The 16873-nt window shown below is 58.9% G+C and carries 15 protein-coding genes; 9 read left to right on the top strand and 6 right to left on the bottom strand.

Annotation, left to right across the window (positions count from 1 at the left end):
• Nucleotides 1-206 precede the first annotated feature (206 nt).
• Entirely contained in the window at nucleotides 207-608 is a 402-nt protein-coding gene (locus E2F50_RS12190) for a (R)-mandelonitrile lyase (RefSeq protein ID WP_133316449.1), read from the bottom strand.
• A 356-nt stretch (nucleotides 609-964) separates the two neighbouring features.
• On the bottom strand, nucleotides 965-1726 hold the full coding sequence (locus tag E2F50_RS12185) for an SDR family NAD(P)-dependent oxidoreductase (protein ID WP_133317093.1): 762 nt from the start codon (nucleotides 1724-1726) through the stop codon (nucleotides 965-967).
• 146 nt (nucleotides 1727-1872) lie between these two features.
• On the opposite strand from E2F50_RS12185, the gene E2F50_RS12180 reads away from it, so the two are divergent.
• From E2F50_RS12180 to E2F50_RS12170, 3 genes are all read left to right on the top strand, one after another.
• The gene (locus tag E2F50_RS12180) at nucleotides 1873-2472 is read left to right on the top strand and encodes a TetR/AcrR family transcriptional regulator (RefSeq protein WP_133316448.1); all 600 of its coding nucleotides are present in this window, start codon (nucleotides 1873-1875) and stop codon (nucleotides 2470-2472) included.
• A gap of 156 nt (nucleotides 2473-2628) precedes the next feature.
• Complete coding sequence (locus E2F50_RS12175) at nucleotides 2629-3213, top strand: DUF2585 family protein (RefSeq protein ID WP_133316447.1); 585 nt, start codon at nucleotides 2629-2631, stop codon at nucleotides 3211-3213.
• Between the two features lie 80 nt (nucleotides 3214-3293).
• On the top strand, nucleotides 3294-4547 hold the full coding sequence (locus E2F50_RS12170; RefSeq protein ID WP_133316446.1) for a glycosyltransferase: 1254 nt from the start codon (nucleotides 3294-3296) through the stop codon (nucleotides 4545-4547).
• A gap of 10 nt (nucleotides 4548-4557) precedes the next feature.
• Here E2F50_RS12170 and E2F50_RS12165 read toward each other — a convergent pair whose 3' ends face one another.
• Nucleotides 4558-5463, bottom strand: a complete 906-nt coding sequence (locus E2F50_RS12165) for a polyprenyl synthetase family protein (protein WP_161974121.1) — start codon at nucleotides 5461-5463, stop codon at nucleotides 4558-4560.
• Nucleotides 5464-5627: 164 nt separating this feature from the next.
• Here E2F50_RS12165 and fni point away from each other — a divergent pair, with 164 nt between their 5' ends.
• The 4 genes from fni to E2F50_RS12145 all read left to right on the top strand — a co-directional run bounded on the left by fni (nucleotide 5628) and on the right by E2F50_RS12145 (nucleotide 10356).
• Nucleotides 5628-6659: a type 2 isopentenyl-diphosphate Delta-isomerase gene (gene fni / locus E2F50_RS12160; protein ID WP_133316444.1), complete on the top strand. Its 1032-nt coding sequence runs from the start codon at nucleotides 5628-5630 to the stop codon at nucleotides 6657-6659.
• Between the two features lie 111 nt (nucleotides 6660-6770).
• The gene (crtY, locus tag E2F50_RS12155; protein ID WP_133316443.1) at nucleotides 6771-7946 is read left to right on the top strand and encodes a lycopene beta-cyclase CrtY; all 1176 of its coding nucleotides are present in this window, start codon (nucleotides 6771-6773) and stop codon (nucleotides 7944-7946) included.
• Entirely contained in the window at nucleotides 7943-9436 is a 1494-nt protein-coding gene (locus E2F50_RS12150; RefSeq protein ID WP_133316442.1) for a phytoene desaturase, read from the top strand. Before crtY ends, E2F50_RS12150 begins: the two co-directional genes overlap by 4 nt.
• Complete coding sequence (locus tag E2F50_RS12145) at nucleotides 9433-10356, top strand: phytoene/squalene synthase family protein (protein WP_133316441.1); 924 nt, start codon at nucleotides 9433-9435, stop codon at nucleotides 10354-10356. Before E2F50_RS12150 ends, E2F50_RS12145 begins: the two co-directional genes overlap by 4 nt.
• Nucleotides 10357-10391: 35 nt before the next feature.
• Here E2F50_RS12145 and E2F50_RS12140 read toward each other — a convergent pair whose 3' ends face one another.
• Together E2F50_RS12140 and E2F50_RS12135 are read right to left on the bottom strand one after the other, a co-directional pair.
• The gene (locus E2F50_RS12140) at nucleotides 10392-10922 is read right to left on the bottom strand and encodes a sterol desaturase family protein (protein ID WP_133316440.1); all 531 of its coding nucleotides are present in this window, start codon (nucleotides 10920-10922) and stop codon (nucleotides 10392-10394) included.
• Nucleotides 10923-10930: 8 nt separating this feature from the next.
• Complete coding sequence (locus E2F50_RS12135) at nucleotides 10931-11692, bottom strand: fatty acid desaturase (RefSeq protein WP_133316439.1); 762 nt, start codon at nucleotides 11690-11692, stop codon at nucleotides 10931-10933.
• Nucleotides 11693-12185: 493 nt separating this feature from the next.
• On the opposite strand from E2F50_RS12135, the gene E2F50_RS12130 reads away from it, so the two are divergent.
• A complete protein-coding gene (locus E2F50_RS12130) occupies nucleotides 12186-12413 on the top strand; it encodes a hypothetical protein (RefSeq protein ID WP_133316438.1) in 228 nt (75 codons plus the stop codon).
• Nucleotides 12414-12572: 159 nt separating this feature from the next.
• Nucleotides 12573-14888: a putative bifunctional diguanylate cyclase/phosphodiesterase gene (locus E2F50_RS12125; RefSeq protein WP_133316437.1), complete on the top strand. Its 2316-nt coding sequence runs from the start codon at nucleotides 12573-12575 to the stop codon at nucleotides 14886-14888.
• Between the two features lie 815 nt (nucleotides 14889-15703).
• On the opposite strand, the gene E2F50_RS12120 is transcribed toward E2F50_RS12125, so the two are convergent.
• Complete coding sequence (locus E2F50_RS12120; RefSeq protein ID WP_245515397.1) at nucleotides 15704-16636, bottom strand: hypothetical protein; 933 nt, start codon at nucleotides 16634-16636, stop codon at nucleotides 15704-15706.
• Between the last annotated feature and the right edge of the window lie 237 nt (nucleotides 16637-16873).

Here is a 16873-nt window from a genome sequence, read left to right as displayed (position 1 = left end):
GCATAATAGCCCATGGTTTTGCGCCCTACGATCCATCCACTGGTGTCGAGCCTTGTGTAGACTTGGTCGTAGTGGCCCAGGAGCACGTCTGATGAAATACCCGCCGCCGGCTTCGTCCAACGGTCGACCCGCTGGCGGCTATCGACCGAGCTCGTCATATGGCAGATGATACGTGGCCGCATGCGTGCCTCTCACTCTCGATGGTATTACGGCTCACCCTGGTACTGCTGGTCTGTAACATGATCCATCCAGTCGACGACCTTTCCGTTCAGGTTCTCCTGAATGGCGATATGCGTCATGGCTGTTGTCAGCGATGCTCCATGCCAGTGCTTTTCGTCCGGCTCGAACCAGACCACGTCGCCTGGACGGATTTCTTCGATCGGGCCGCCTTCGCGTTGAACCAGACCCAATCCGGCTGTTACGATCAGCGTTTGTCCGAGCGGATGGGTATGCCAGGCAGTCCTGGCACCCGGTTCGAAGGTGACGGCTGCCGCGGCGCCTCGGCGCGCCTCGTTCGGTGCAAACAGCGGATCGACGCGCACCGTTCCGGTAAACCAGTCGGAAGGGCCTTTGGCTGATGGCTGCGAACCATTCTTGTCGATCTTCATCTGACGCTCCTTTGCTTGGCGGACATGTGCCGTTCCATGCCTATGTAGCCGCACGGTTTCTGAAGATAAGAACCGTTTTGCGCTGGCACTTATGCAGCCAGTTTATAGATAGGCTGCAGAAGCGGGATTCGCCTCATCTAATGCGGCGATGCAGATCTTCAATCTAGCTTGTTTACTAGTCATCAAGTTGAGCTTGTCTTGACCGATCGGGATGACGGAGCTCAATCATCCCGATCGGCCGGTCAGGCGGCGCCGACCATCCATCGCTCCTCACCAGAGCTGCCTTGCTCTAACGGGATCCAAGAAAAAAAGACTTGGTGTCCTGACGTGCTGATGAGGATCGTGCTTTCGGCAAATCAGATGCCGAGGCCACCGGCAATGTTGATCGTCTCGCCATTGATGTAGCCGGCATGCGGCCCAGCCAGGAAGCAGATGGTTGCCGCCACTTCCTCAAGGGTTGCGATGCGGCGGATCGGATGCATGTCGAGGATGGCATCGCGGTTGGGCAGTTCACCGGCCACGTCTGCGGCCATGTCGGTTGGCATGATGCCCGGCTGGACGATGTTGACAGTGATGTTGCGGGGTCCAAGATCTCGGGCAATGCCCTTGGCATATCCGGCCAATGCCCATTTCGTGCCGGCATAGTCGGCCACGCCGGGAAAGGGAATGGATGATCCGAGCAGCGAGCCGACGAAGATGATCCGGCCGCCGTCGGTAAGCTTAGGTGCCGCGGCGCGGGTATTGGCGATCGTGCCAAGCACATTGACCTGCCATTGGCGATTGTAGGTTTCGCCATCGAGTTCGGGATCGTCCACCAGCTGACCCTGAATGGCAATGCCGGCATTGTTGACGAGTACGTCGAGCTTGCCAAACTCGGCCATGACCCGGTCGATCAGCGGCTTGGCAGAGCTGAGGTCGGCCTGATCGCTCTGCACGGCAATGGCGCGTACGCCCTTCGCCTTGAGCCTCTCAACAACCGCCTGCGCCTTGTCGGCCGAGGCTGCATAACTGATGGCCACGTCTGCGCCGTGATCCGCAAAGGCTTCTGCGGTGGCCGCACCCAGGCCCCGTGAGCCTCCTGTTACGAGCGCAACCTTCCCTTTGAGTATGTTCGACATGTTGGAACCTTCCATGATGACTTCCGATGCTGATCGCGCCGCCAAGTTTTACGTAACGATCATTACAGTAATGGACGGTATGAAAATTGACAGGATAGGTCAAGCGGTTTAATAATGACCATTATGAAAATAACTGAGCAGAGCTGATGGGACGCCGTCGGGAGTTTGACGTCGAGCAGGCGCTGGATGCCGCCCTCTGCGTGTTTTGGCGCAAGGGTTATGAGGGCGCGTCCTATGCCGACTTGACCGAGGCGGCAGGTATCGAAAGGCCGGCGCTTTATTCCGCCTTCGGCAACAAGGAGGAGCTCTTCCGCAAGGTCCTTGTCCGCTATTACGAGCAATACCTGGACTACGTTCCCCTTGCTTTGAAGTTGCCTACGTCGCGTGAAGTTGTCGCTCACCTCTTCACCAACGCGGTAAACCACAACACCCGCTATTCGGATCATCCGGGGTGTCTGGGCATCAATGCAGTTCTCGCCGGATCGGACGATGCCGAGCCTGTCAGGCAAGCGCTGATAGAGGCGCGGGCAGGGGTGGAGGAACAGCTTCGCCAACGCCTTGAGCGCGCAAGGGACGAAGGTGATTTACCCAAGACTGCCAGGCCCGACGTTCTTGCCGCCTATGTGCTTGCCGTTATCCACGGGATCGCTGTTCAGGCGAAAGCCGGCTTCTGCCGTGAGAAGCTTCAGGCGGTTGCCGAGCAGGCGCTTGCCGCTTGGCCCGTAGGCGAGCCAGCCTCTCCATAGATGTTTGCTGCGCATATTCGAAGTCGCAGCCACCCGGCTGGGTGAACATCCGGTTCGGCTGATCGCAGGTCTGGCTGCAGCCGTTCTCTGCCCTATGTCTTTGGTCGAGCTCTGGTCGAGGTATTCGGCGAGACCGATCAAGCCGCAGGAGGATGGATGAGCGATAGGATGAGCGTCGTGTCGCGAGCTGAAGCGGGCGCGCATAGTCCTTATGGCCGTTACATATTCATTTCCTTCGTGATCCTTGTCTTACAGATCACGGTTCTGCTGCTGCTGGATCGGCAATGGTTTTGCGCCTGTGGATCGGTGCGTTTATGGCAAGGAGCCCTGGACCCGGCTCAGAATTCGCAGCAGCTGACAGATCCCTATTCTTTCCTCCATCTGGCATTCGGCTGCGGGCTGTTTCTGTGGCTGAAGGCGATCAGGCCACAATGGCACCTAGCCCGGCGTGCGACCTATGCGCTCGCCAGCAGTGTCTTGTGGGAGATTTTCGAAAATCTTCCCTTCATCATCCAAATATTTGGTACCGAAGGCAGCGGCCTCCGTTATTCCGGCGACAGCATTGCCAATTCATTCGCCGATACGGTGATTGCCATTCTTGGTTTCTTAGTCGCATCCCGTCTGCGCACAGGCTGGACGGTGTCGGCCATGATCGGGCTCGAGCTGGCGACTTTTCTGCTGATAGGCGATAGCGTCGTCGCAGGGATGCTGCGTATTATCGTGTCAGCGACGACGATCTGACGATGCCCTCAAGGACGACTGCCGCCCTCGAATAAAGGCTTCGATTAGCCAAAAAGCCTGAAAAAAACAGGAGCGCTTCATTGCATTTCGCCCTCGTTTGCCCTCCGTTCAAGAGCCATATTGCTGTTTTCGAGGCGATCGGTGAGGAGCTTGGTCGTCGAGGTCATCGCATCAGCTTCCTCGTGCACAAGGGGGCGGAGCAGTATGTTTCGGCAGGCTTCGACGTTCAGCCGGTCGAGGGGACGGACGAGCGGCGGCTGAATGCCGTCATAACCCGCGCGTCGAGGCCGAGCGGTTTCCTTGGGATTCTCAAGACCGTTCACGACACGGCGGTGCTGACGGACGCGATCTGCCGGAACGCGCCGGCACATATCAAGGCTTTGGGTGTCGATGCAATCCTCGGCGACCAGATGGAACCGGCGGCGGGGCTGGTGGCGCGGCATCTCGGCCTTCCGCTGATCTTGATTGCCTGCGCGCTGCCTGTGGAGCGGGATGTCGGTATCCCGCTTCCGTTCCTGCCATGGCCCTACGACCCCAGTGAGGAAGGCATCCGGCGCAACCGCGGAGGTGAGCGCATTGCCCGCCTCCTGCTGACCGAGCAAAGGCGGATGATCAGGCGATGGGCTCGCGGTTTTGGTTTGCAGGAGCCTTTGGAAGACTTGCAGACCTGCCTTTCCAGGCTCGCCACAATCGCCCAGACAACCGTGGCCTTCGACTTCCCCCGTCAGAACTCCGACCGAAACCTGCACATGGTCGGACCCTTGCGACGAGAGAGCGGAGGAGGGGAGATCCCCTTTGCCGTAGACCCGGATCGGCCGTTTATCTTCATGTCGCTCGGCACGCTGCAGGGCCACCGCTACCGGCTGTTTCGCGCCGCCGCGATGGCCTGCCGGGAGCTTGATGTGCAACTGCTTGTCGCCCATTGCGGCGGCTTGACCAAGAAGCAGGAAGCCGCCTTGGGTGCGACCTGGGTTACCGATTTTGCCCCGCAGAGGGCGGTGCTCGCGCGCGCGGATCTCTGCATCACCCATGGCGGGCTCAACACGGTCATGGATGCACTGGAATTCGGGACACCGCTGCTCGCGCTGCCGATCGCCTTCGATCAACCGGGCGTTTCCGCTCGCATCCTACATCACGGCCTGGGTTTGCGCCTGTCTTCCCGGTTCCTGACTGCCGGGAAGATGAAGAATGCCATCAGCACGCTGCTCTCGGACACCGGTTATGCGGAGCGGGCAAGACAGGTCGGCACATCCATCGCTGTCGCTGGCGGGCTGGCTAAGGCTGTCACCATCATAGAGGCCGCCGCCGGGCACGGCCCCGGCAGCGCCAGTTAACAGGGCGTCGTTAGACGGCCATTTCCTGCCGGAACGCCATCTGATGAACGGACCTCAGGATCAGGCGCACCGGCTCCTCCTCGACACCGCAGAGGGCCAGGGCAGCATTGGCCGAGTCGAGATGGAACAGATAGGCCAGGCGGGTGGCTTCCTCGCCCCGGTCGTTGATCATCGAGCTCTTGCCGATATCCTTGCCGATGTCTTTGCCGAGCAGGCTGGTCGGCGCTGTCGCGTCCAAGAGGTCATCGAGCGCCTGGAAGGCCGAACCGACATGAAAAGCGAGTTCTGAAAGTGCTGCAGCTTCTGCATCATTCCGATTGCTGACAATAGAAGCCATTTCCGCCATTGCTGAAAAGAACGTCCCGGTCTTCAGCCAGTTTTTCTGCTCCACGTCCATGGGAGCGTCGACCGCATCTGTCAGATCGACCTCCTGACCGGCCGCCAAGCCGGTGTGACCTACGGCATGGGTCAAGATGGCGACTAGCCTAGCCCGTCTTTCGGCTGGTACGCCCTCTACCGAGGCAACGATGTTCATGCCGCGGGTCAGGAGAGAGATGGCAGCAAGGATTGCTGTTGCCTGGCCGAACATCTTGTGGGTCGTCGGCTTCTGCCGTCGCAGGTCGGCATCGTCCATGCACGGCAGATCGTCAAGGATCAGCGAAGCCGTGTGAACCATTTCGAACGCACAGCCGATGTCTATGGCGGCGTCCTCATGCTTGCCTTCCGGCATGGTCAGGATGAACAGGAGTGGCCGAAACCTTTTGCCGCCGCCGAGCAGTGCATGTCTCATCGCCGCAAGAAGGTTAGTCGGCGTATACTCACTGCCCTCTAGGAGAAGATCCAGTCTGTCTTCGACCTTTGCCTTAATATTTTGGATTTTAAGCCGACAGTCTTCCTGCAGTGGGTTCTTCTGCATCCAGCTAATCTGCAGTTCAGGCTCCTTGACATCATCCGGAGTGACAGAAAATTGAGTGAGTGTGCAGGACATTCCGCAAGCCTAACCTATATCGTAGTTCCAGTGCCGGCTTGCCGGTTATGCAAACTATATCTGTGGCACGCATCGCCGGATGAAAGAACCAAATGCTCGCCGAACGAAAAAAACAGCATCTCGATATTGTTCTGGCCGGCAGTTCTGTTTCTGGAAGCATAGCAACCGGTTTTGAGGCAATACGCTTCGAGCATGTCGCTTTGCCGGAAATCGACATGGCAGCCATTGATTTATCGGGAGATTTTCTGGGCAAGCGGATTGCCATGCCTTTCCTGGTCAGTTCGATGACGGGCGGTGCGGAGAAGGCTCAACAGATCAATCACAATATCGCTATCGCCTGTGAAGCGATCGGCATTCCCTTTGCCGTAGGATCTCAGCGGGTTGCCATCGATACGAATGCGGACTGGGGCATGAACCTAGAGCTCCGGCGTCTTGCTCCCTCCGTTCCGATCCTCGCCAATATTGGAGCAGCTCAGCTCAATACCGGCTATGGACTGGATCAGGCGCGCAGGGCGGTGGAGATGATCGATGCCGATGCATTGATCATTCACCTCAACCCTTTGCAGGAGGCGGTCCAGCCGGAAGGCGACCGCGATTGGACCGGGCTCACCCAGAAGATCGGATCTCTGTGCCAAACTCTTCACGTTCCGGTGGTGGTGAAGGAAGTGGGCTCCGGGATCTCTCCTTCCATAGCCGCCACGCTGGATGCCGTCGGCGTGAAGATCATCGATGTCGCCGGCGCGGGCGGCACGAGCTGGGCCGCAGTAGAAGCGTTGCGCGCCAGAACGCCAGCCGAGGCCGCCGTCGCCTCTGCCTTTGGCGACTGGGGCCAGCCTACGGCATGGGCGATCGCCGCGCTGCGCAAGGCGAGCCCCCACGCATTCATCATCGGTTCGGGCGGCATTCGCACGGGAGTTGATGCTGCAAAGGCCATCCGCATCGGAGCGGATCTGGTCGGTCAGGCCGCTTCCGTCCTGAAGTCGGCCACTTCGTCTCCGGAAGACGTGGCGGAGCATTTCAAGATCATGTCGGCGCAATTGCGCGTTGCCTGCTTTTGCACCGGATCGGCCACCCTGGCAGACCTGCGCCGCGCCAGAATGGAGGCCGTTCCGTTCGGGGAATGACCTATTCAATCGGACCGACCATTGCCGTCACGACCTCACCGCACGCCTTGTGGCAGCGGACGCTTAGCCTTGGCTTGAAGGCTTCAGCCGACAACAAAGGGAGCGGAAGTTTTGCCTGACGAACAGCCCCCGCTCGTTCTGGTTGGAGCAGGAATCGCCAGCGCCATTATCGCGCAGCGACTCTCCTGCCGAGAAAATCCAGGCCGGATCCTCATCCTGGAGAGCAGCGACACACCCTTTGGTGAACATACCTGGTCCTTTCACGATGCGGATGTGGAGGCTGCCGACCTGACATGGCTGCAGCCCCTTGTCGCGCATCACTGGAATGGCCAGTCGGTTCAGTTTCGCAATCACCGGCGGCATCTGACCTCCGGCTATTCCTCGCTGACCTCCGCCTCTGTAATCGCTGCGATGGAGCGCCTGGCCAATGTCGAGCTGCGGAAGAACACGCCCGCGGTGGCGCTGCATCCGGACCAGGTCACCTTGTCGAATGGCACCTCGCAATATGCCTCCTGCGTCATCGATTGCCGCGGCTACCGGCTCAGCCGGGCCATGGTGCTGGGCTATCAGAAATTCCTAGGTCTCGAAGTGGAGCTTCGCCAACCGCATGCGCTAATCGACCCGGTCATTATGGATGCCTCCGTCGACCAGCGTGACGGCTACCGCTTCCTTTACGTGCTGCCGCTTTCTCCGACGCGGCTGTTGATCGAGGACACGCGCTATTCGGACGACCGAAACCTGGACGAAACAGCCTTGGCTGAAGACGTCCGCGACTACGCATCCGCCCAGCACTGGACTATCGACCGGATCATCCGCCGGGAGCGGGGCGTCTTGCCCATCACCCTTGCACATGATTTCGAGCGGTTCTGGTCCGAACTGCCGACCGATGTTCCACAGGCGGGTCTGCGAGCCGGGCTCTTTCATCCGACCACCGGATACAGTCTTCCGGAAGCGGTACGGCTCGCCAATCTGATCGCCGCCCGGTGGCCAAGCAACAGCGCGACGCTCGCTGGTATCATCCGGCAATATGCTTCGGCGCACTACCGAAGACACGGCTTCTACCGCCTGCTCAACCGGATGCTGTTTCGAGCCGCCCGTCCGGACCGGCGCCATCTTGTGCTGGAGCGCTTCTACAAGCTTCCCCAGCCACTGATCGAACGCTTCTATGCCGGCCGAACGAGCCGCGGAGACATTGCACGCATTCTCATCGGGAAGCCTCCCGTTCCCATCCATCGCGCGCTTGCATGTCTGCGGGAAGCGCCCTTGCTGAAAAATGGAAGCCCATGAACAGTCAGATCAAGACAGCGGCAGTGATCGGTGCCGGCTTTGGCGGCTTGGCGCTCGCCATTCGCCTGCAAAGCGCTCGCATCCAGACGACGATCTTCGAGAAGCGCGACAAGCCCGGCGGCCGGGCCTATGTTTACACCGACGACGGCTTCACCTTCGATGCGGGTCCAACCGTTATTACCGATCCGGGCTGTCTGGAGGAACTCTGGGCGCTTTCGGGCAGGCGCCTGTCCGATTACGTGACACTGCTGCCCGTGACGCCCTTCTACCAATTGTGCTGGGAGGATGGCTTCCGTTTCGACTACGCCAATGACCAGACGGAGATTGATCGGCAGATCGCCCTCAAATCACCGGATGATGTGGCCGGTTACCGCCAGTTCCTGGCCTATTCGGAAGACGTTTACCGGGAAGGCTATGAAAAGCTCGGCACTGTTCCTTTTCTCAATTTCTGGTCGATGATCAAGGTTGCGCCGCAGCTTATGCGGCTTGAAAGCCATCGCAGCGTCTATTCGAAGGTCAGCCAGTTCATCAAGGACGACCAGCTGCGCCAGGCATTCAGCTTTCATTCGCTGCTCGTGGGCGGCAATCCGTTCCGGACGTCGTCGATCTATGCACTGATCCACGCCCTGGAGCGCAAGGGCGGCGTTTGGTTTGCCAAGGGTGGTACCGGTGCGCTCATTGCCGGCATGGTCAAGCTTTTCGAGGATCTTGGAGGAGTGGTGCATCTCAGCACGGAAATCGACCGGATCGAGACAAGGGAAAACCGTACGACCGGCGTCATCCTAAAGGACGGCAGAAGTCACGCCTTCGACCAGATCGCCTCGAATGCCGATGTCGTGCATACCTACAAGCACATGCTGCGGGACACCGCACGCGGTCAGTCGAACGCTCGGGCGCTGGAAAAGAAGAGCTTCTCCATGTCCCTCTTCGTCGTCTATTTCGGCCTCAAGACCACCCATCCCGAACTGAAGCACCACATGGTTCTGTTCGGTGCGCGCTACCGCGAACTGATCACCGAAATCTTCGGCACCGATGGTCTGGCCGAAGATTTCTCGCTTTACCTGCATGCCCCCTCAGTGACCGACGACAGCCTGGCACCGCCCGGATCCAGCGCCTATTATGTGCTGTCACCCGTGCCGCATCTGGGTACTGCCGAGATCGACTGGAATGTCGAAGGCCCGAAATACCGGGACCGCATCCTGAAATACCTCAACGACCACTATATTCCCGGCCTTCTGGAAGATCTGGTAACCGTGCGGCACTTTACGCCGTTCGACTTCCGCGAGGAACTGAACGCCCATCTCGGCTCGGCCTTCTCGGTCGAACCCATCTTGACCCAGAGCGCCTGGTTTCGCCCCCACAATCGCGATGACCAGATCCCGAACTTGTATATCGTCGGTGCCGGAACCCATCCGGGTGCCGGCATACCCGGCGTCGTCGGTTCGGCCAAGGCCACGGCCGGCTTGATGATCGCGGATGCCCGGGCATGAGCGATGCCGTGGTCGCAATCAGCGAAGTCGCCATCGCTCAAGGGTCGCAAAGCTTTGCCGCGGCGGCGCGGCTGTTCGATCGCCAAACCCGCGACGATGCGGTCATGCTCTATGCCTGGTGCCGCCATTGCGACGATGTCGTCGACGGACAGGTGCTGGGCCATGCCCAGAGCCAGGACTTCCGGATCGGCCAGCAGCAACGCTTGGATATTCTGCGGCGTCAGACGGCCGCGGCATTGCAGGGTGAGCGGACATCCGATCCCGTCTTCGAGGCACTCCGAAGGGTCGTCGAACGCCACCGGATCCCGGCCCGACATCCGGAGGAATTGCTCACCGGCTTCGAGATGGACGTGACGGACCGCCGTTATTCGACCATCTCGGAGACGCTGGACTACTGCTATCACGTGGCCGGCGTTGTCGGCGTGATGATGGCCATGATCATGGGCGTGCGCGAGGCAAGGACCCTTGATCGGGCCTGCGACCTTGGCCTTGCCTTTCAGTTGACGAACATCGCCCGGGACGTGGTCGAGGACGCGCGGGCAGGGCGGGTCTACCTTCCCACTGAGCTGCTCGCGCGGTATGGGATTGACAGGCCGGATCCGGAAGACCTGTCACAACGGCCGGCGCTATATGCGGCTGCGCTCGAGCTTCTGGACCTGGCCGAGACCTATTACGCGTCGGCGTTTTGCGGCATTGGGGCCCTTCCTCCACGGTCGGCTTGGGCGATTGCCGCAGCGCGCCGTGTCTATAGGGCGATCGGCAGCAAGTTGCGGGCCGGCGGACCTGCAGCCTGGAACGAACGGGTTTCCACCTCGAAGGCAGAAAAGGCGGCACTGTTGGCGCTCGCGCTCGGCGATGTGGCACGCACGCGTTTGACGAAATCGGACGTCTCGCGCGCTGGTCTTTGGCAGCGGCCATAGTCGCTCGACTGATCACGTGATCGATCAGCCGACGATCACTCGGCAGGGGCACGCTGGTCTTCTTCCCTTTGCGTCTTCGACCCGAGCTTCTGCTTGTTGTCCTGAAGCTGTCTGACGAGCTGGTCTACCGGCTCGGCGTAAACGAAGCCGAAGGAAACGCAGCCATCGCGGCCTTCCACGGCATGATGCAGGCGATGCGCCTGGTAGACGCGCTTCAAATATCCCTTGCGCGGGACGTATTTGAACGGCCAGCGCTGGTGGACCAATCCGTCATGCATGAAGAAGTACAGGATCCCATAGATCGATATGCCGACGGCAATCCACCACAAGGGCCAGAACCAGTGCGAGCCGATCCAAAAGAGGCCAACTGCGAAGACAGCGAAGATGACGGCATAAAGATCGTTCTTCTCCAAAGTCTCGTCATGCGGCTCATGATGAGACTTGTGCCAGCGCCATCCCCAGCCATGCATGATATGTTCGTGCGACCAAGCGGCGAACCACTCCATGAACACGACGGTGCCGATCACCAGCAAGGTCGGGACCAGGTAATCTATCAGGCTTTCCATTCTCGACCTCAGTTGGCTCTTGCGCGCTGGACTGACTGACGTTGCGCGGGCAACTTCCACCACGGCACCCAGGGCGCGTCGTGATGCTCATGATGATATCCAAAGTGGAAGCAGGTCAGCAAAGACATAATCGGGGAGAAATCATTGCTGCGCGCCCGGTGATGATCTGCAAAACCTTCGTCGTCGAGGCGATGCGGCCGATAGGTGCCGAAGTAAAACAGCTGGATCGACGACAGGATGGCCGGCAGCGCCCAAAACACCAGCATGGTCGGGAAGCGCTCGCGCAGGATGAGGAGGTAGAGGACGACAGCGATGGTGAGCATGCCGAATTCGCGCCAGCCGAAATAATGCCGGAAGAATTTTGCATACCAGGGCCAGAAGCTTGAGGAATGTTCGACGTCGAAATCCGGATCATCGGCAGTGCCGGCATGTCGATGATGGGAGTGATGGTTTTCGAAAAGCCTGTCATAGGAAAAGCCGGCATAGATGAAGACGCAGAACCTTCCTATTGTTCGATTGAGCCGGGGTTGCCCCGGGGTCAGGGATCCATGCATAGTATCATGGGCGATGATGAACAGCCCGACGCTCAGCCAGCACTGCAGGGCGATCACCAACGGTGCCGCAAGCAGGAGCCCTGGCTGTGTCCAGTCGACGAGGAAGATGGCGCAGATGTGAACGCTCATCCAGGCAAGCACGATGAGGCACGCTAGAGCGAGGCCGACGGCCCAATCTCGGCCGCTATTGGCCGTGCCGCTTGGGAAAAAAGCCATTGCGTACCATCCTCATGGCTGCTGGCGCCAACTGGGGATCGCCGAAGCAGGCGCCGCGCCGACGCAGATCATATGGACAAACCTAACTCATACAGCCGATCCGGCAAGGTTAGACTGAAACAGGAGAATGCGTAAGGCTGGTGAGCTTAGCCGCGGGCTGGCGATCTGGGGAGCGCCGTTAACGGACGAAGAACAGAACCGATTGAGCAAGGCAAAGGGTGACAAAGAGCCCGAGCACGCTCGTCGCCGCGAAAACGATTTTCTGCAACATCAACACCACCTCATAGGCGGGGTGTCGTGAGAGCAGAGAATTCCGGGGGAAGGGAATCCGAAGGGGGAGGGCTTACCCTCGCGACCCGCCTGTAACGCGTGGACTGCCAGGTGGTTCCGCAAGTGAAGCCTACAGCGCCGCGAGCAGTTCATTCTCAGATTGCTGGATCTACTTGAGGGCACCGCAGTTCTGTCGGTGAATGAACTGCCCAAGGAGAGTGCAATGAAAGAATGGAAGCTCCAGCCTGGCCAAGACATCGGCATGCCGGTCAGTGCCAAGTCCGTGACATTTGACTACGATCCCGAGGGCTACATCGTCAGGTGCGCTCACTGTGACGAGAGCCTGCTTGTAGGATATAGGCCCGATCCAGAAGTACTGATCAACAACATCAAATGCGACACTTGCGGCCGTTTCAGCCGCTTCGACGAGACGCCTTCACAGCGCCCCTAAGGAAGTCGCGCTCAGCATGTCTTACGGAGGCGGGGGCACCCGTCGCAGTAAACTGGACTGCAACGAAAGGTTTACGCTAAGGGGCTGAATTTGAAGACCTTATAAGACGTTGTTTACTTGTAGGTGCGAGGGTTCCGCCAATTCCCGACGGAGGCTTTCATGCGCGGCAAGGCTGAGGTTACTGACACCGGCAGTCTGCCGCCTGACGACATGGGCCAAGCGATTGTGTCTAATGTGGATGATTACCTGCGTGGACGTCAGGTTTATGCCGTTGAACAAAATGTAGAACGGGGCTTGATCAGCTTTATCATCGCGGCCGCCGTGTCCGTTGTCTTCTTCTACCAGTCCTATCCAATCGCCTCCGTATGCTGGTTTGCACTTGTCTTTCTGGCCAATGTAACCCGTATCGTGCTTGCCCGACGTACCATCGGCAAGCCACCAGTTCTACTTTCTGAAGGCAAGATCCGGCTTTACCTAGTTTGGTCCGTTCTGTCAGCGACCATCATGCTTAGTTTCCCGACCTGGATCATTATGCACGAGAGTGGCTTGGCCTTTGCCTTCATGCTCGCCCTCTCGATCGGCACGTTCTGGTCGGCAAGCTTCGTTCACGCGCCTGTGTTCCGGTCTTCGCTCGCTTTCATGGTGACGGAACTGACACTCGCGGGCATTGCTGCCGCATCAGCCCCCAGCTGGGACAACATGATCCTTTTCGTCCTCTTCGCCATCGGCGTCGGCAGCGGCTACAGCCTCATCAGGCAACATTCGGAAACCTTCAAAGAATCCGTCCTCCAGCAGGTAACGCTGGCGAAACAGAACGAGGTGATCGGGATTCTGCTGAGGGAGCATGAGGACCAGTCAAGCGACTGGCTGTGGCAAGTCGACGCCCAGTTGCGGATCGTGCGTCCTTCGCCGCGCTTTGCTTCCGCCTTCGGCCAGGCTCCCGAAGCTATCGATGGTCGAGGCCTGGCGGCGATTCTCTTGGAGCGGTTGCAACCTCACAACGAGCAGGCCGTCACGGGACTTTTGGACAAGATGCGAGAGAGCCGTTCGTTTCGCGACCATATCGTCCCGATTACGGTCGATGGCGCGCCTCGCTGGTTCGCGATTTCAGGGCGTCCGATCCTGAGCAACGACAATCATCCCTTGGGATTCCGGGGCGTTATGTCCGATGTCAGCACCTCGCAGCAGGCTCAACAGCAGGTTCGCCATCTCGCACTCTACGACGGATTGACCGACCTTCCGAACCGATCGAACTTTACCTCCGCATTGGAAGCCGCCCAGCAGTCGGGCCGACCCTTCGCGTTGCTCAGTATAGATCTCGATGGCTTCAAGCCGATTAACGACGGCTATGGGCATCCGGCTGGGGACGCTTTCCTGGTGGAAATCTCACGACGGCTGGCATCCTTGGCATCGACCACCGGCCTCCTTGCCCGGTTCGGCGGTGATGAGTTCATGATGCTGACCTTCGATTGCGACCCGGACAATGTCGAAGCCCTGTGCTTGACACTGCTGAAGGTGATCGAAGCGCATGTCGAGATAGATCGCTTCGAGTTGTCGGTCGGCGCAAGCATAGGCGTTGCTTTCGCACCCAAGGACGGTGCCACATCAGCTGATCTGCTCAAGAACGCCGACGCGGCTCTTTATCGAGCGAAGCGTGATGGACGCGGAACGTTCCGGTTCTTCGGCGCCGAAATGGATCTTCAGGTTCAAACGAGGAACCGCCTCGCCCATGACCTGCGTTTGGCTTTGAGCCGGGAGGAATTACGCCTGGTTTATCAGCCGTTCATCGACGCCCGCACGGGCGCGGTAACCGGTTGCGAAGCCTTGATCCGCTGGCAGCATGCAGAGAAAGGCCTTATCTCTCCTGCGGATTTCATTCCTTTGGCCGAGGCGACAGGTCTGATCGTGCCCATGGGCGACTGGGTCCTTGATCAGGCCTGCCAGGAGGCGGTACAATGGCCGGATTCTCGACGCGTTGCGGTGAACATTTCGCCGGTGCAATTTCGTGACCACGATCTGCCGGAGCGGATCCTGGCCATCCTGTTACGAACAGGCCTGCCGCCTTCCCGTTTGGAGATCGAGGTGACCGAAAGCCTGCTCGTCGAGGAAGTTTCGGCCGCCTTGGATATCCTCAGGCGCATTCGCGCTTTGGGCGTTCGGATCGCGCTCGATGATTTCGGCACGGGATATTCGTCGCTTGGCTACCTGCGCATCTTCCCCTTCGACAAACTGAAGATCGACAAATCTTTCATTTCCGACATCGCGGAGCGGTCGGACTGCCAGATCATCGTGCAGGCGGTCAGGGATATTGCTCATGGCCTCCACATGACGGTCACTGCGGAAGGCGTGGAAACTGCCGATCAGGCAGCGCTTCTCCAGGAAATCGGCTGTGACGAGTTTCAGGGATTTTTGTTCAGCCGCCCCCGAACCAGGCCTGATCTGCGGGCATGGGATCGCTGGCAGCGCGCGGCGTAGCGCTTGAAGCCCGACCTCACGGCGGTCTACCTGATTCGGTCGCCACTGCGCAGTGTCACATATATATATATTCCTCAGGGCCCAAGTGGCTCAAGCTCGAGAAATTTGCCTCCGCTGCGGCAAATCGGAGATCATCATGAAACCGGACGGCACGATCACCATGAAGGGCGTGAAGCTGGTGGTGGAGCAGGATCAGTATATTGACATGAAGTCTGCCCGTATCGATCTCAACGCCTAAGGCGACAAGTGTGTATTATTTGGTTTCGAAACGATATCGCTTAGAAATATGGAACTGGCTGGGGATTTATTTCTTCGCGTGTGTCCCTTGCCGTCCGATTACAGGAAATGGCACGCGCTCTAAAGAAAATGTCGTAATTTCAGCAGGATAGGATTTTCGCCCGTTGATCGGGCGGGCCAAACCTGTAAGTTTCAGCAGCATTCGCATGACGAAATCCGCACTATTCGCGCCGATCTGCGGATATCTTACAATCGAAAGTCGTCAGAAATTGCAGTTACACGGTGGAAGATTGTCGTCTCGCGGCTTCAGATTGCAGTTAACCGGGCGCTGATTGCAGTTACACGACGTTAAGTGGCCATGCCTTAAAGGGGCAGCGCCAATCTGGGTCTACGCGCAGCAAAGGTTCAAAGGCTGGCAAATACTTATGACCTCGCTCACGGCAATGGCGTTGGCCGCCTGGCCATGGCTGGGTGTCGGTTCGCCTTGAGGTTCGTCAGGAGGAATGGTGGAGGAGCCAGCTTTGAAGCTCCTTAACTGCCCTAGTGGTCCACAGCCTGCAGGTCGCCTTCTCCGGCGGTCATCGTGCGCAGAATGAAAGTCCCCTCGGCACCCAGAGCGTCACGTTCAACCCTGCGGTCGCATTGAAGCGGTCCGGATCAAGCAGATGCTTGGCATGTTCCTGTGCAAACCAGGCCGCCACGTCGGCACTGTAGAACTCCGTGATGATCTCCTGGATCTTGCCCGCCGCAACCAGAAGGCCACCATGAGCAAGAGATGCCGTATTCAGCTGGATCAGTTTACGTTGCGCCGGCTGGCCACCATCCGACACGGCAACGGACAACCGGCCCTTGCCGTAGCTTTTGACACGAACCTTGAGGCGGGGAGGGCGGTCGGTATCAAACCTTGCATTGATATCAGCAAGCCGGGCCAAAACCTCTTGTTCGCTGATCTGCACCTGCTGCATCACGTCAGTTGCCGGCGTCAGCTGATCCTCGAATGTCTGCCGCGTCACCTCCTCGGCGTGATGGGCATAAGCGAGATGCTTGACGGGAAGATCTGCAAGCCAGCGCGTCCTTTGGCTGATTGCCATCGACTTCGCCGCTGATCCATACTTGGAAATAGGATAGGTTTCCCGCTTCTGACCCTCCTTTGTCATCAAGGTGGCCTGCCAAGCCTCACCGCTCTTAGTGTCAACAAGCCGCACGCCGGAAATGCCGCTCTGGTTGTTCCTGCGCAGGAGGACGGCCTGCTCAACATTGGTCGGCGGTGGCAGAGCCGAAATGACGGCGTCACGGTAGGCACGTGCTTCGGCATAGCTTGCCTCCGATGAGCCGTAGATGCTGTCCTTGAACAAGCGCACGATCCTGTGGCCACGCCGGCGAATGCCAACCGACCAGCCGGCGCCGCGGTTCTTGTTGGGCTCCTCACGCGTCAAGGCATAGCTATCGGCATCGTCGCCTATCCGGTCAACATTCTGTCCTCGCTTGTTTCGTGCCTTCGCCGCCATCATTCATCCATTCGATCGCACGGGCATGGGTGAGGCATAGTCCACATGCCAATCCCTCAATAGAATTATGCCTCAAGAACATTATGGCGGCTCGCACCAAACCGACAAGCGTCCTGAGGAGAATTCGGAGGATGCGGATTTAATCCACCAGCCCCTCATCTTGAGGGTTGACCAAGGAGGCGAGGGAGCTATCTTTCAACCCGAACATGACGTGCATACTCCTGCACCAGTCGGTTTCCG

The sequence above is a fragment of the Rhizobium deserti genome (assembly GCF_004358025.1).
Lineage (GTDB): Bacteria > Pseudomonadota > Alphaproteobacteria > Rhizobiales > Rhizobiaceae > Neorhizobium > Neorhizobium deserti.
Note: the sequence above shows the minus strand (reverse complement) of the source record. Positions and strands in the feature narration are given on the sequence as shown.